The 12742-nt window shown below is 72.3% G+C and carries 12 protein-coding genes and 1 tRNA gene; 3 read left to right on the top strand and 10 right to left on the bottom strand.

The genetic code is table 11. The features are described 5' to 3' along the window. Window positions 1-289 precede the first annotated feature (289 nt). The 5 genes from ABH937_RS17075 to ABH937_RS17055 all read right to left on the bottom strand — a co-directional run bounded on the left by ABH937_RS17075 (window position 290) and on the right by ABH937_RS17055 (window position 3343). Window positions 290-1249: a Gfo/Idh/MocA family oxidoreductase gene (locus ABH937_RS17075; protein ID WP_370218678.1), complete on the bottom strand. Its 960-nt coding sequence runs from the start codon at window positions 1247-1249 to the stop codon at window positions 290-292. Between the two features lie 263 nt (window positions 1250-1512). Continuing rightward, window positions 1513-1602, bottom strand: a tRNA-Ser gene (locus ABH937_RS17070). A gap of 66 nt (window positions 1603-1668) precedes the next feature. Continuing rightward, entirely contained in the window at window positions 1669-2178 is a 510-nt protein-coding gene (gene tadA, locus ABH937_RS17065; protein WP_280691037.1) for a tRNA adenosine(34) deaminase TadA, read from the bottom strand. A gap of 58 nt (window positions 2179-2236) precedes the next feature. Continuing rightward, entirely contained in the window at window positions 2237-2758 is a 522-nt protein-coding gene (locus ABH937_RS17060) for a hypothetical protein (RefSeq protein WP_370145943.1), read from the bottom strand. Between the two features lie 330 nt (window positions 2759-3088). After that, complete coding sequence (locus ABH937_RS17055; protein WP_280691034.1) at window positions 3089-3343, bottom strand: hypothetical protein; 255 nt, start codon at window positions 3341-3343, stop codon at window positions 3089-3091. Between the two features lie 142 nt (window positions 3344-3485). On the opposite strand from ABH937_RS17055, the gene upp reads away from it, so the two are divergent. Further along, a complete protein-coding gene (gene upp / locus ABH937_RS17050) occupies window positions 3486-4121 on the top strand; it encodes a uracil phosphoribosyltransferase (RefSeq protein WP_280691032.1) in 636 nt (211 codons plus the stop codon). A gap of 64 nt (window positions 4122-4185) precedes the next feature. Here the strand turns inward: upp and ABH937_RS17045 are convergent, their stop codons facing one another. The 4 genes from ABH937_RS17045 to ABH937_RS17030 all read right to left on the bottom strand — a co-directional run bounded on the left by ABH937_RS17045 (window position 4186) and on the right by ABH937_RS17030 (window position 7581). Further along, entirely contained in the window at window positions 4186-4944 is a 759-nt protein-coding gene (locus ABH937_RS17045) for a LytR C-terminal domain-containing protein (protein ID WP_370218677.1), read from the bottom strand. Between the two features lie 256 nt (window positions 4945-5200). Next, window positions 5201-5497, bottom strand: coding sequence for a type II toxin-antitoxin system VapB family antitoxin (locus ABH937_RS17040; protein WP_280691030.1), 297 nt, complete (start codon window positions 5495-5497; stop codon window positions 5201-5203). Between the two features lie 108 nt (window positions 5498-5605). Beyond that, window positions 5606-6772: a hypothetical protein gene (locus ABH937_RS17035; protein WP_370218676.1), complete on the bottom strand. Its 1167-nt coding sequence runs from the start codon at window positions 6770-6772 to the stop codon at window positions 5606-5608. 95 nt (window positions 6773-6867) lie between these two features. Beyond that, complete coding sequence (locus ABH937_RS17030) at window positions 6868-7581, bottom strand: rhomboid family intramembrane serine protease (RefSeq protein WP_280691027.1); 714 nt, start codon at window positions 7579-7581, stop codon at window positions 6868-6870. Window positions 7582-7689: 108 nt separating this feature from the next. On the opposite strand from ABH937_RS17030, the gene ABH937_RS17025 reads away from it, so the two are divergent. After that, entirely contained in the window at window positions 7690-10452 is a 2763-nt protein-coding gene (locus tag ABH937_RS17025; protein ID WP_280691026.1) for a lectin, read from the top strand. A 49-nt stretch (window positions 10453-10501) separates the two neighbouring features. Here the strand turns inward: ABH937_RS17025 and ABH937_RS17020 are convergent, their stop codons facing one another. Next, window positions 10502-11089, bottom strand: coding sequence for an HhH-GPD-type base excision DNA repair protein (locus tag ABH937_RS17020; RefSeq protein ID WP_280691025.1), 588 nt, complete (start codon window positions 11087-11089; stop codon window positions 10502-10504). Window positions 11090-11330: 241 nt separating this feature from the next. Here ABH937_RS17020 and ABH937_RS17015 point away from each other — a divergent pair, with 241 nt between their 5' ends. Next, on the top strand, window positions 11331-12737 hold the full coding sequence (locus tag ABH937_RS17015) for an amino acid permease (protein ID WP_280691024.1): 1407 nt from the start codon (window positions 11331-11333) through the stop codon (window positions 12735-12737). Window positions 12738-12742: the final 5 nt, after the last annotated feature.

Genomic DNA, 12742 nt, shown 5'->3' with positions numbered 1-12742 from the left:
GTGCGACGCGTTCACTCCGCAGGACGAAGGTCCCCGGGAGTCGGGCCCTTGTACGGATGTTCCGGGCCGCTCGCGACGGCAGGATGGTTGTCGTACCGAGGATCTGGCAGGAATCGACGGTACGTGGATCCGGAGTTCCCCGCTGTGGGACCGGTCGTCGTGCTTCCCCCTGATGCGGCGCCGGTTGTGGGACCTCCGCCGGGGGAGCGGTCCCTTCCCCCGGGATCGCTCCCCCCACCTCCTCGCTGACGCTCGATCAGCTAGGGCCGCGCTTCAGGTCTGCCGGGCATCAGGTCTGCTGGGCGAACTCGCTCTGCCGGAACACGTGAGTGGCGGTGTCACGGTCCAGCCGGTAGGCCGCGGCGACCAGGTCGAGGGCGGCCAGGCCACCGTCGCGGCGGCTGCCGGGAGCGTCGATCGCGGCGCCGAAAGCGGTCAGCACCTTCTGGTACTCGGGCCGGAGCGCGGTGTCCGAGCCCGGGTGCCCGGCCGGCAGGTCGGCCCGCAGGAGCCGTCCGTCGGCCAACGTGACCTCGACGTCCCGCACCTCTCCCGGGTGGCGCCGGTCCAGCTCGACCTTGGCCCGGCGCGGTGTCGGCCCGGCCGTGACCAGGTCGATCACCGCCCGCCGGTCCACCCCCGTCGGATCGCGCTCGATCGCGGCCCGCACCACGCTCAGCTCCGCCTCGCCGAAGAGCAGCCGGACCAGGTCGAAGGCGGCCGGCCCGCGATCGGCCAGACAGCCGCCGCTGCCGTCACGCTGCTCCTCGAAGTGGCGCACCTTGACCCTGGCGATCGGCGCTCCCGCGCAGGCCGCGACCAGCTCCAGCAGCGCGGCGTCGTGGCGACGGGGGAAGGCGGCGAAGAGCACCAGCGAACGCTCGGCGGCGATCGCGGCCAGCGCCCGGGCATCGGAGACCTCGGTGGCCGGCGGGTGCTCCACGCAGACCGGCAGCCCGGCGGCCAGCAGGTCCCGGCAGAGCCCCGCCCGCCCGCCGCCGGGGCCGGTGACGATCGCGCCGCCCAGGTCGTGGTGGGCGGCCAGCAGCGCGCGGTGGTCGCGGTACACGGGGACGCCGACGGCGCGCGGATCGATCGGCGTGGCCTCGCCGAGGTCGCAGGCAGCGGCGAGGGCGAACGCCGGGTCGGCCTCGGCCGCGGCCAGGTAGCGCACGCCGATCAGGCCGAGGCCGATGACAGCCAGCTTGCGAGGGGCCGCAGCGGGGGCGAACGGGGACGTCGGCGGCATACGGGGTGGGCCTCCTCGCTCGCGGTCCAACAGTCGGCGGGTGTCGTCCAGGGATCCGTGCCAGCCTGCCGATCGGGCTGAGGGCAAGTCAATTCGCTCTGGCGTGTTCTTTCACGAAAGGGTGGCCGGCTCCCGATCGCCACCCGTTGGACGCCATGACCCCCTTGCACCGTTGACGTCGGACGGCGAGTGGGACCAGAACCGGGACCACGACGACGAAGGGCCCCGACCGCTACGGTCGGGGCCCTTCGTCGTTCCTGCTCTGGCGGTAGCGGTGGGATTCGAACCCACGGTGAAGTTGCCCCCACACACGCTTTCGAGGCGTGCTCCTTTGGCCGCTCGGACACGCTACCGAGAGAGACTCTACCGGACGCCTCGGGCGGGGACGAAATCCTTTGGCGGCGCTGGGCGGGGCCGGGTCAGCGGTGGGTGTCGAAGAAGGCGCGGAGCTGGGCGGCGCAGTCGGGGGCGAGCACGTCGGGGACGACCTCGGGGCGGTGGTTGAGGCGGCGGTCGCGCATCACGTCGAAGAGGGAGCCGGCGGCGCCCGCCTTCTCGTCGCGGGCGCCGTAGACGACGCGGTCGATCCGGGACAGGACGATGGCGCCCGCGCACATGGTGCAGGGCTCCAGGGTGACGATCATGGTGCAGCCGGTCAGGCGCCACTCGCCGACGGCCCGGGCGGCCTCGCGGATGGCCTGGACCTCGGCGTGTGCGGTGGGGTCGCCGATCGCCTCGCGCTCGTTGTGGCCGCGGCCCAGGACGGTGCCGTCGGGGCCGAGGACGAGCGCGCCGACCGGGACGTCGCCGGTGGCGGTGGCGAGCGCGGCCTCGGCGATCGCCAGGCGCATCGGAGCGGCCCACCGGTCGCGGACCGGGTCGGGGCGCACCGGGGCCGGCAGGGGTGCGAGGTCGAGGTGGGGCTGCATCCCACCAGTGTCCGGCACCCGCGGCCGCACCCCGACCCTTACCCCGGCCCGCCGCCGGTCAGCGCACCGCCTCCAGCACTTCGGCGCAGCCGAGCGCGTCGGCGATCTCGGAGAGCGCCTCGCCGGGCTCGGAGCCCTCGGCGCTGAGGGCGAGCAGGTCCTTCTCGCTGACACCCAGGTCGCTCAGCAGCGTGGCGTCGCCGAGCGGGCCGACCGGGACACCGCCGGGGCCGGTGAGCGGGAGCTCCTCGTCCTCGTCCCCGTCGGAGTCGGACAGCTCGGCGTCCTCGCTGTCCTCCAGCTCGGTCACCAGGCTGTCGATGTCGTCGAACTCGTTGTCGCCGGCGCGGCCGACCAGTTCGTCGGTGAGGACCACGTCCCCGTAGGAGCTGCGCTTGGCCGCCGCGGCGTCGGAGACGAAGATCCGCGGATCCTCCTCGCCGTCCACCCGGACGACGGCGAACCACGCGTCCTCCTGTTCGATGAACACCAGCACGGTGTCGTCGTCCTCTGCCGCTTCGCGTGCCAGGTCGGCAAGATCGGCAAGTGTTTCGACGTTGTCCAACTCGGTCTCGCTCACATCCCACCCGTCCTCGGTGCGAGCAAGCACTGCAGCGAAGTACGCCACCAGGGACACTCCCAAATGGTCTCGGCCGTAGGCGATCTCGGGCGAACGCGGTCTGGCCGCCCCCGCACCAGAGGCGGTCCGCTGTTCGGACCGTCCCACGGCATCGTGACAGAAAGCCGGGCCTCTCGGGGAGTGTTCGGCAGCGCGTCTTCGCAGGTCGTGTCGGAAACCGGAGATCGCCGGGCCAATGGCCGGGGAACGGCTGGGGAACGGTCGGGTGGCAGGTGTCCGGTGGGCGGAGCCCGGGCGTCGGCGCGTCGCCGGATCCGGGCCTACGGGGCGTCAGATCCGGAAGGTGCGCATGCGGAGCGCTTCGCGCATCCGGCGCTCCTTGGTCTTGCGGGGCTGTACCCGGGCGCGCAGCTCGCGGGCCTCGGCCAGCTCGCGCAGGAAGACCGCGCGCCGCCGCCGGCGGGCGGCCTCGGTCTCTCCTGGGGCCTGCTCGCCGCCTGCGTCGGAGACCGCGCGGGCAGCGGTGTTCGGATCCGCTGCGGGCTCCTCTGGGGGCCCGGCGACCGGGCCCGGCTTCCTTCTCATACGGTCTGACCTTCCCAGAAGTCCTGAATTGATACCACAGCAGTCTCAAACCGTCCCATGCATCCGCCGGTGCCACGGCGGGCACGGCGGCCGTCGTCCACGGCGGTCGTCCGCGGCCACGGGTCGCCGTTAAGGTCGGAATATGCGGATCCACGTCGTCGACCACCCTCTGGTGGCCCACAAGCTCTCCACGCTGCGCGATGAGCGCACCGACTCCCCGACCTTCCGTCGCCTGACCGACGAGTTGGTCACGCTGCTGGCCTACGAGGCCACCCGGGACGTGCGGACCGACGAGGTCGAGATCACCACCCCCGTCGCGGTCACCACCGGCACCCGGCTCAGCTACCCGCGCCCGCTGGTGGTGCCGATCCTGCGGGCCGGGCTGGGCATGCTGGACGGGATGACCCGGCTGCTGCCGACCGCCGAGGTGGGATTCCTCGGCATGGTCCGCAACGAGGAGACACTGGAGGCCTCGACCTACGCGACCCGGATGCCCGACGACCTGTCGGGCCGCCAGGTCTATGTGCTCGACCCGATGCTGGCCACCGGCGGCACCCTGGTCGCGGCGATCCGGCTGCTGATCGAGCGGGGCGCCACCGATGTGACGGCCGTGGTGCTGCTGGCCGCGCCGGAGGGTGTCGCGGTGCTGGAGAAGGAGCTGGCCGGGCTGCCGGTCACCGTGGTCACCGCCGCGCTGGACGAGCGGCTCAACGAGCACGGCTACATCGTCCCGGGCCTCGGCGACGCGGGGGACCGGCTGTACGGCACCGCCGGCTGACGGACGGCGGAAACGCGAAGGGTGGTGCTCCGGGCTCGGAGCACCACCCTTCCGGTCTGACCCGTCAGCAGCTGCCGGGCAGCGGCGAGGCGCTCGGCGCCGGCTTCAGGGCCGCGGCGAGCGCGGTCGCAGCGGCGTTCGGGTCGAGCAGTGCGGAGTAGCCGTCGCCGATCACGAAGTCGACGCTGCCGTCGGTGCGGGCGTCGGCCATCGTGGTCGCGCCGGTGACCTGGGCGCCGAGCAGGGCGGCCGCGCCGGCGCCGGTCTGGCCGGCCACCAGCTCGGCGGCACCGGGCACGTGGCCCTCCAGCGCGGACGGGGCGTTGCCCACCTTGCCCACGGTGAAGCCGCGCTGCTTGAGCTCGTCGGCCGTCTTGGCGGCCAGCCCGGCCTTGCCGGTGGCGTTCAGCACGTTGACCGTGACGGTCTGCGGCTGCGGCGCGGTGGTGACGGCCGGCAGCGGTGTGCTGGAGACGGCCGCCGGGGCCCCGGACGCGGCGGGTGAGCCGGGTGAGCCGGGCGCGGCCGAGCCGGCGGCGGGCGAGCCGCTCGGGGAGGCCGCCGTCGAGGTCGCGGCGACGGGGGCCGCCAGCGGTTTGCCGGAGGCCCGCGCGCTGGCACAGGCTTGGGCGGCGCTGTGCTTGGCCCTGCCGGTGAAGATGTCGACCAGCTGCACGCCGCCCAGCGCGATCAGTGAGAGGGCGAGCAGGGAGCCGATCAACATCAGCCAGCGACGGCCGCGCCGGGGTGGCGGTCCCAGCCGTGGATAGCTGGTGCCGGTGATCCGGAACTGCTTCCCCTTCAATCCCTGGGGAGTCAACATGCTCACAGTCTGTCTCCCCTGGGAGGAAGGGCAGCCTTGCCGACGGGCGACGGGTCTGACCGGTGGGGCGGCGGGACGCGGGGTCCGCGACGCGCTGCGGCCGTGCTCAGCAGCCTAGTCCCGTTCCTGAGATGGAGGTAATAAATGATCATCATTTGCCACCCCCGAGCACTCGAAAGGGTGTACTGACGATCATTCGGCCCCTCAGCACGGTGGGTCCGCCGCCTGCTGAACCGTCGTCAGCCGGGCGCCGGCCTCAGTCCATTTCCAGCACCCGCGCGTGCAGCACCTGGCGCTGCTGCAGGGCCGCGCGCACGGCGCGGTGCAGGCCGTCCTCCAGGTAGAGGTCGCCGTGCCACTTGACCACGTGGGCGAAGAGGTCGCCGTAGAAGGTGGAGTCCTCGGCCAGCAGGGTTTCCAGGTCCAACTGGCCCTTGGTGGTGACCAGCTGGTCCAGTCGCACCGGGCGGGGGGCGACGTCCGCCCACTGCCGGGTGCTGGTCCGGCCGTGATCCGGGTACGGCCGGGTGCTGCCGATGCGCTTGAAGATCACACGGAAAGCCTACCGTTTGGGCGGCGCGTGGCGCAGCAAGCACGCTACTGAGGAACGCGGTGCTGACGATATGTCTACGGATGAACCGGGAATGCGGCGGAATCGGGCTCAGCTCCGCAGGGCCGCGCCGATCCGGTCCATCGAGGAGAGCCGCATCAGCCCGTAGTTGTAGAACTCGACCTCCGGGACGCCGAGCCCGCGCAGTACCGCGATCTTCTCGGCCAGGTTCGCCGGCCCGTCGCAGTCCTCGGCCATCGGCCGCAGGATCACGGCCAGCGTCTGCGGCCGGACGCCGTGCAGCGCGAACGCGGCGACCTTCTCGCGCACCGCCGAGGCCGTCCTGGCGTAGCCCAGGGTCTGCACGCTCACCCCGGCGGCGGCCAGCGCGGGCAGGTCGATGCCCGCGAGCCAGCCGGTGCCGGGGCCGCCGCCGTCCATGAAGCTCAGCCGCATCCCGTGCTGCCGGGCCCGCTCGGCCAGTTCGGCGGCCAGCGAGGTCACGGTGGCCGCGCTCGCGTCCAGGTAGCCGGCCAGCGCGCCGTCGGCCAGCTCGTCCAGCGCACCCGGCTCCTCGGCGGCCCACTCGTCGGCCAGCCGGCGGCGGATCTCGGCGGCCACCACCTGGCGCACCCGCTCGGCCGGTACGCCCCGCTCGTTCGCGGCGGCCAGGCAGTGCGGGCAGAAGCAGAGGCCGAGCAGGGCCTCGGCCAGCGGGCCGATCCGCTCGAAATAGCGTTCGTGGTGGTAGCCGTGCCGCAGGCCGTGGAAGTGCAGCGACTCGGCGCGGATCGCGTCCACGCCGTACCGGGCCAGCTCGTCCACCAGGGTGTGCGCGTACTCGCGGACCTCGGGGTGGGCGGGGCAGAGCTCGGTGAGGTGCCGGTCGCCGAAGGCGTTGGCGGGGGCGCAGTCGGGGTGCTGGAAGCCGAGCCGGTCGTTGTGGCAGAAGACGGTCCAGGCGTGCAGCTTCAGTCCGCGTCGGCGGGTCTGCTCGGCCGCCTCCGCGAACGGGTCGCGCTCGCCGATCGCACCGGACGCCGTCGGGGCCAGCCGCCGCCCGGCCCAGCGTGCCGGGTCGGGGCGGAAGTACGCCGCGCCCGGCTCCAGGTAGCGCAGCACCCGGGTCGGGTGGTGCGGGAAGACGTCGCGGGCTTCGTGGTAGACCGAGGCGAGGGTGACCCCGCCGACCCCGCAGCGGTCGGTGAGGTTGCCGAAGAAGGCGTCCGCACCCTCGTCGATCAGGTCGGTGGCGAAGGCGAGGACGGACGACTGCACGGCGCGGCTCCGGGACGGGAGGTACGGGGGAGGCCCACGCTAGCCGCTCGGCGGAGAGATGGTCTAGACCTGAGAGAGGCGGGGTCGGCTGCGGCTCAGAAGCCGAGGTCGTCCAACTCCTTGAGCAGGTCGGAGCGCGTGCTCGGGCTCGCACTCGTGCTCGTGCTCGGCGCGGCGGCGCCCGCGCCCGCGTCGCTCGCCGCCCGGACGGGCCTGGCTCCCCGGTCGCGCAGCAGCCAGGCGCCCGCGATCCCGCCGACCAGCCCGCCGAGGTGCGCCTGCCAGCTGATCCCGCTCGGCGCCCCCGGGATGGCCACGGAGAGCTCGTAGGAGAAGGAGGCGGCCATCACCAGCCCGATCAGGCTGTCGATCAGGTGGCGGTCGAAGAGCCCGCGCAGCACCACGTAGCCGAGGTAGCCGAAGACCAGCCCGCTGGCGCCGACCGTGACCGCGTCGCCCGGCCCGAAGATCCAGACCGCCAGGCCGCTGGTGACGGTGATCAGCAGGGTCAGCAGCAGGAACTTCCGTACCCCGCGGTAGGCCGCCAGGAAGCCGAAGATGAACAGCGGGCCCGAGTTGCTCTGCAGGTGCTCCCAGCTGACGTGCAGCAGCGGTGCGGTGAAGAAGTCCGGCAGCCGGGTCAGGTCGTGCGGGCGGATCCCGTAGTCGCGGACCAGCGCCTCGCCGTCCGCCCAGTTCCCGAGCTGGATCAACCAGAGTGCGCAGAGGAAGCCGAAGATGACGAAGAAGGCCCTGCGGGCCTCCGCGATCAGCAGGCTCTCGGTGCCAGGTCGATCGTGCTCCGTCATGTCCCGCTCCCCCGGCCGAAGGTCTGCTGGCTTCCGATGGTAAGCCGTTGGGGGGACACCGGGTCTGTCGCGACCGTCGTGGCTCGGAGTGAGCCCCACGATGATCAGATGAGCGTCCGTCAGATGATCACCGCGGCGCTGGCCCTGACCCTGCTGACCGGCGTGAGCAGCGCCCCAGCAGTCGCCACGGCCGCGACCGCCAAGCACCGCGTCACGGTCAGCGATCCCGCGCAGTACGTCAACCCGTTCGTCGGCACCAAGCAGGCCGCACCCGACTTCGGCAACGGCGGCGGCGCGGGCAACACCTTCCCCGGCGCCACGGTGCCGTTCGGGATGGTGCAGTGGAGCCCCGACACCGTCACCTATCAGCACGGCGGTTACTTCTACGACGACCAGCGGATCCGCGGCTTCAGCCTGACCCACATCTCGGGTGCGGGCTGCGGCGACTACGGGAACATCCCGTTCCTGCCGATGCTCGGCGACACCCCGGTGGGCCACGAGTCCTTCTCGCACGCCCAGGAGTCGGCGGTCCCCGGCGGGTACGCGGTCACCTTCGACAACGGCCTGCGCACCGAGCTCTCCAGCACCCAGCGCACCGGCATCGCCCGGTTCAGCTACCCGGCGGGGGAGACCGCCTCACTCACCGTGGACGCGGGCCGGGCCTTCAACAACGCCAGCGGCACGCTGACGATCGGCAGCGACAGCATCTCCGGCTACACCGACGGCGGCGGGTTCTGCGGGACGCAGAACCACTACCGGATCTACTTCACCGCCGTCTTCGACCACCCGTTCACCCAGGCCGGCATCGTGCAGGACGGCCACCTCGACCCCACCCGCCGCAGCGCCAGCGGCGACAGTCGGGGCATCGCCCCGCAGCCACCGCGCACCGCCGCCGCGCAGGCGGCGCTGGCCGGCCACCGGGCGCCGCAGCTGCCGACCCACCCCGACGCGCCGGACACCGGCTCGGACGCGCAGGCACTGGTCTCCTTCGACACCAGCTCCGGCGCCCCGGTCACGGCCCGGGTCGGCATCTCCTTCACCAGCGCCGAGGGCGCCCGGGCCAACCTCGACGCGGAACAGCCGGGCGGACCCGACCTCGACCGGGTCCGGGACAGCGCTCGGGCCACCTGGAACGACCTGCTGGGCCGGATCGCGGTGGCCGGCGGCACCGGCACCCAACTGCGCACCTTCTACACCGCGCTCTACCACTCGCTGCTGCACCCGAGCGTGCTCAGCGATGTGGACGGCCAGTACCCGGGCTTCGACGAGAGGGTGCACCGCACCGAGCCCGGAAAAGTCCAGTACGCCGACTTCTCCGGCTGGGACATCTACCGGTCCGAGATCCAGCTGATCAGCCTGCTGGCTCCCCGGGAGGCGGCGGACATCGCCCAGTCGGTGCTGAACCAGGGCGTCCAGGGCGGCTACTTCGACCGCTGGACGCTGGCCAACGGTGGCACCGGGGTGATGATCGGCGACCCGATGCCGATGATCGCCGCCACCGTGCACGCGTTCGGCGGCACCGACTTCGATGCGGCCGGGCTGCTCAGGCAGGCACTGGCCGGCCGCCAGGACGGCCGGGAACGCCCGGGACACGCGGCCGAAGAGACCCAGGGCTACCTGCCAGTGGGCACCTCGGGCGAGTGGGGCACCGTCTCCGGCACCCTGGAGTACGCCGCCGCCGACTTCGCGCTCTCGCAACTCGCCGCCCGCCTCGGCGACCAGGGCACCCACGACACCCTGCTGCGCGCCACGGCGAACTGGCGCAACCTGTTCAACATCGACAGCGGCTACCTGCAGCCGCGCAACGCCGACCACAGCTGGCCCGACTTCAAGCCCACCCAGCAGGACGGCTACGCCGAGGGCGACGGCGCGCAGTACGCCTGGATGGTCCCGTTCAACCACCGCGGGCTCTTCGACGCGATGGGCGGCGACCAGGCCGTGGTGGGGCGGCTGGACGACTTCACCCAGCAGCTCAACGCCGGCCCCGGCGCGCCCTACGCCTACCTGGGCAACGAGCCCTCGCTCAACACCCCGTGGGCGTACGACTACGCGGGCCGCCCCGACCGCGCCGCCGACGTGGTGCGCCGCGCGGTGACCACGTTGTTCGGCGACGGGCCCGACGGGGAGTCGGGCAACGACGACCTGGGCGAGATGTCCTCCTGGGCGGTCTGGGCCTCGCTCGGCCTCTACCCGCAGGTCCCCGGCCGGGCCGAACTGGTGCTGGCCAGCCCGCTCTTCCCGCAGGCCACGATCACCCGGGGCAACGGCGCCGTGATCGACATCAGCGCACCTGGCGCCTCCGCCGACGTGCGCTACGTGCACGGGCTGCACGTCGACGGGCGCGCCTCCACCCGGCCCTGGGTGGGCGCCGACCTGGTCGCTCAGGGCGGCAGCCTGGAGTACCAACTGGCCGCCGACCCCGACCCCGGCTGGGGCCGTGACCCGCGCGACGCGCCGCCCTCCTTCGACGTCGGCCCGGCACAGCCGGTGACCGGCGCGGTGACCGGCGTGGCGGGCAAGTGCCTGGACGTCGACCAAGGCGCCGGCACGGACGGCACGCCGGTCCAGCTCGGGGACTGCAACGGGACCGACGCGCAGCGCTGGACGGTGGCGGGCGACGGCACGGTGCGGGCCCTCGGCCACTGCCTGGACGTCGACCACAGCGGCACCGCCAACGGCACCACGGTCCAGCTGTGGACCTGCAACGGCACCGGGGCGCAGCAGTGGTGGCCGCGCCCGGACGGCTCGCTCTACAACCCGCCGGCCGGTCGCTGCCTGGACGTCCCGGCCGGCCGGACCGACAACGGGACGGGGCTGCGGATCTGGGACTGCCAGGGCGGCGCCGGACAGCGCTGGACGCTGCCGAGCTGATGTCCGATCAGGCCGCCGGGCCGGTGGAACACTTCACCGGCCCGGCGGCCTACTTCGTCTTCTTCGCCTTGGCCTCCTGCTTGGCCTGCTGCTTGTAGGCGCGGACCTGGCCCAGCGACTCGGGGCCGGTGATGTCCGCCACCGAGCGGTGGCTGCCGTCCTCCCCGTACGGTCCGGCGGCCTCGCGCCAGCCGGGCGGGCGGACGCCGAACTGCTTGCCCAGCAGCGCGAGGAAGATCTGCGACTTCTGGGCGCCGAAACCGGGCAACGCCTTCAGCCGGGCCAGCAGGTCCATGCCGTCGGCCGCGTCCTGCCAGACGGCCGCCGCGGCGCCGTCGTAGTGCTCGACCAGGTACTGGCAGAGCTGCTGGATCCGCTTGGCCATCGAGCCGGGGTAGCGGTGCACGGCGGGTTTCTCGGAGAGCAGGGCGGCGAACGCGTCGGGGTCGTACCCGGCGATCCGCCGGGCGTCCAGGTCGTCGGTGCCGAGCCGTTGGGCGATCGTCAGCGGGCCGGTGAACGCCCACTCCATCGGCACTTGTTGATCCAGGAGCATGCCCACCAGGGCGGCCAGGGGGCTGCGGCCGAGCAGTTCGTCGGCGTCGGGTTGCTGGGCGAGATGCAGGGAGACGGGCATGGACCCATGGTCGAGGGTGCGGCCGGGCCAGTCGCGCAACACGCCGCCGGGCTCTCGCTCCGGGCACCAGCCGGTAATCCGGAATTCTGATGACCGGTCAGTAGGTTCGATAATCCTCAGATCATCCTCAAATAATAGGTAAGAAAGGCTGCAGAGGGTTACCAGAATTTCCGTCGCGGGTTACCTTTCCTGGCATTGCGCGGATTCTCCCCACCGCGCAGGAGAGGTAGCGAAACCACCCATGAGTACGGAAACGACCAAGCCCTCGACCCCGCAACGGGAAGCCGGCGGTCAGCTCCAGGCCGGCCTGAAGAACCGTCACCTGTCCATGATCGCGATCGGCGGCGTGATCGGGGCCGGCCTGTTCGTCGGCTCCGGAGCGGGTATCGCGGCCACCGGCCCGGGCATCCTGCTGTCCTACGCGCTGGCCGGCGTGCTGGTGGTGATGGTGATGCGGATGCTGGGCGAGATGGCCGCCGCCGACCCGCAGAGCGGCTCGTTCTCGGCCTACGCGGACAAGGCGCTCGGGCGCTGGGCGGGCTTCACGATCGGGTGGCTGTACTGGTTCTTCTGGGTCGTCGTGCTGGCCGTGGAGGCCACCGCGGGTGCGAAGATCCTCAACGGGTGGCTGCCGTCGGTGCCGCAGTGGGCGTTCGCCCTGCTGGTGATGGCGGTGCTGACCGCGACCAACCTCTTCTCGGTGGCCTCCTACGGCGAGTTCGAATTCTGGTTCGCCGGGATCAAGGTGGTCGCGATCGTCGCGTTCATCGTGATCGGACTGCTCGCCGTCTTCGGCCTGCTGCCGAGCACCCACGCGGTCGGCACCAGCAATCTGTTCGGGCACGGCGGTTTCCTGCCGCACGGCGTCGGCGCGGTCTTCACCGGCATGCTGACGGTGGTCTTCGCCTTCATGGGCAGCGAGATCGTCACCTTGGCGGCGGGCGAGTCGGCCGACCCGCAGCGGGCGGTCAGCAAGGCGACCAACAGCGTGATCTGGCGGATCGGCGTCTTCTACCTCGGCTCGATCGCCATCGTGGTCACCCTGCTGCCGTGGAACTCGGCCAAGGTCCTGGGCAGCCCGTACGTCGCGGTGCTGGAGCACGTCGGGATCCCCGGGGCGGGCCAGGTGATGAACGTGATCGTGCTCACCGCCGTGCTCTCCTGCCTCAACTCCGGGATGTACACCGCCTCCCGGATGGCCTTCTCGCTCGGGCAGCGCGGTGACGCGCCGGCCGCCTTCGCCAAGGTGACCGAGCGCGGGGTGCCGCGCACCGCGATCCTCGCCTCGGTGGTCTTCGGCTTCGTCGCGGTCTTCTTCAACTACACCTCGCCGAACACCGTCTTCCAGTTCCTGCTGAACTCCTCGGGCGCGGTGGCGCTCTTCGTCTGGCTGGTGATCTGCTGCACCCAGCTGCGGATGCGCGGGATCATCGAGCGCGAGGCGCCGGAGCGGCTGACCGTGCGGATGTGGCTCTTCCCGTACCTGACCTGGGCGACGATCGGGCTGATCGTCTTCGTGGTCGGCTACATGTTCACCACGCACGACGGGCGGATCCAGATGGTCCTCTCGTTGGTGGCCGCCGCCGTGGTGCTGGTGGCGGCCCGGGTGGTGGAGGTCCGGCGGCGCGCGGTGGGCCGGCGCGCCTGACGCCC

The organism is Kitasatospora sp. GAS1066B (assembly GCF_041262605.1).
Taxonomy (GTDB): domain Bacteria; phylum Actinomycetota; class Actinomycetes; order Streptomycetales; family Streptomycetaceae; genus Kitasatospora.
The sequence above is the reverse complement of the archived record's forward strand: the minus strand, read 5'-3'. Positions and strand labels throughout refer to the sequence as shown.

Coding starts and splice junctions, on each gene's coding strand:
- ABH937_RS17075 (WP_370218678.1), bottom strand. CDS start 1,249: ATGCCGCCGACGTCCCCGTTCGCCCCCGCTGCGGCCCCTCGCAAGCTG.
- tadA (WP_280691037.1), bottom strand. CDS start 2,178: ATGCAGCCCCACCTCGACCTCGCACCCCTGCCGGCCCCGGTGCGCCCC.
- ABH937_RS17055 (WP_280691034.1), bottom strand. CDS start 3,343: ATGAGAAGGAAGCCGGGCCCGGTCGCCGGGCCCCCAGAGGAGCCCGCA.
- upp (WP_280691032.1), top strand. CDS start 3,486: ATGCGGATCCACGTCGTCGACCACCCTCTGGTGGCCCACAAGCTCTCC.
- ABH937_RS17045 (WP_370218677.1), bottom strand. CDS start 4,944: ATGTTGACTCCCCAGGGATTGAAGGGGAAGCAGTTCCGGATCACCGGC.
- ABH937_RS17030 (WP_280691027.1), bottom strand. CDS start 7,581: ATGACGGAGCACGATCGACCTGGCACCGAGAGCCTGCTGATCGCGGAG.
- ABH937_RS17025 (WP_280691026.1), top strand. CDS start 7,690: ATGAGCGTCCGTCAGATGATCACCGCGGCGCTGGCCCTGACCCTGCTG.
- ABH937_RS17020 (WP_280691025.1), bottom strand. CDS start 11,089: ATGCCCGTCTCCCTGCATCTCGCCCAGCAACCCGACGCCGACGAACTG.
- ABH937_RS17015 (WP_280691024.1), top strand. CDS start 11,331: ATGAGTACGGAAACGACCAAGCCCTCGACCCCGCAACGGGAAGCCGGC.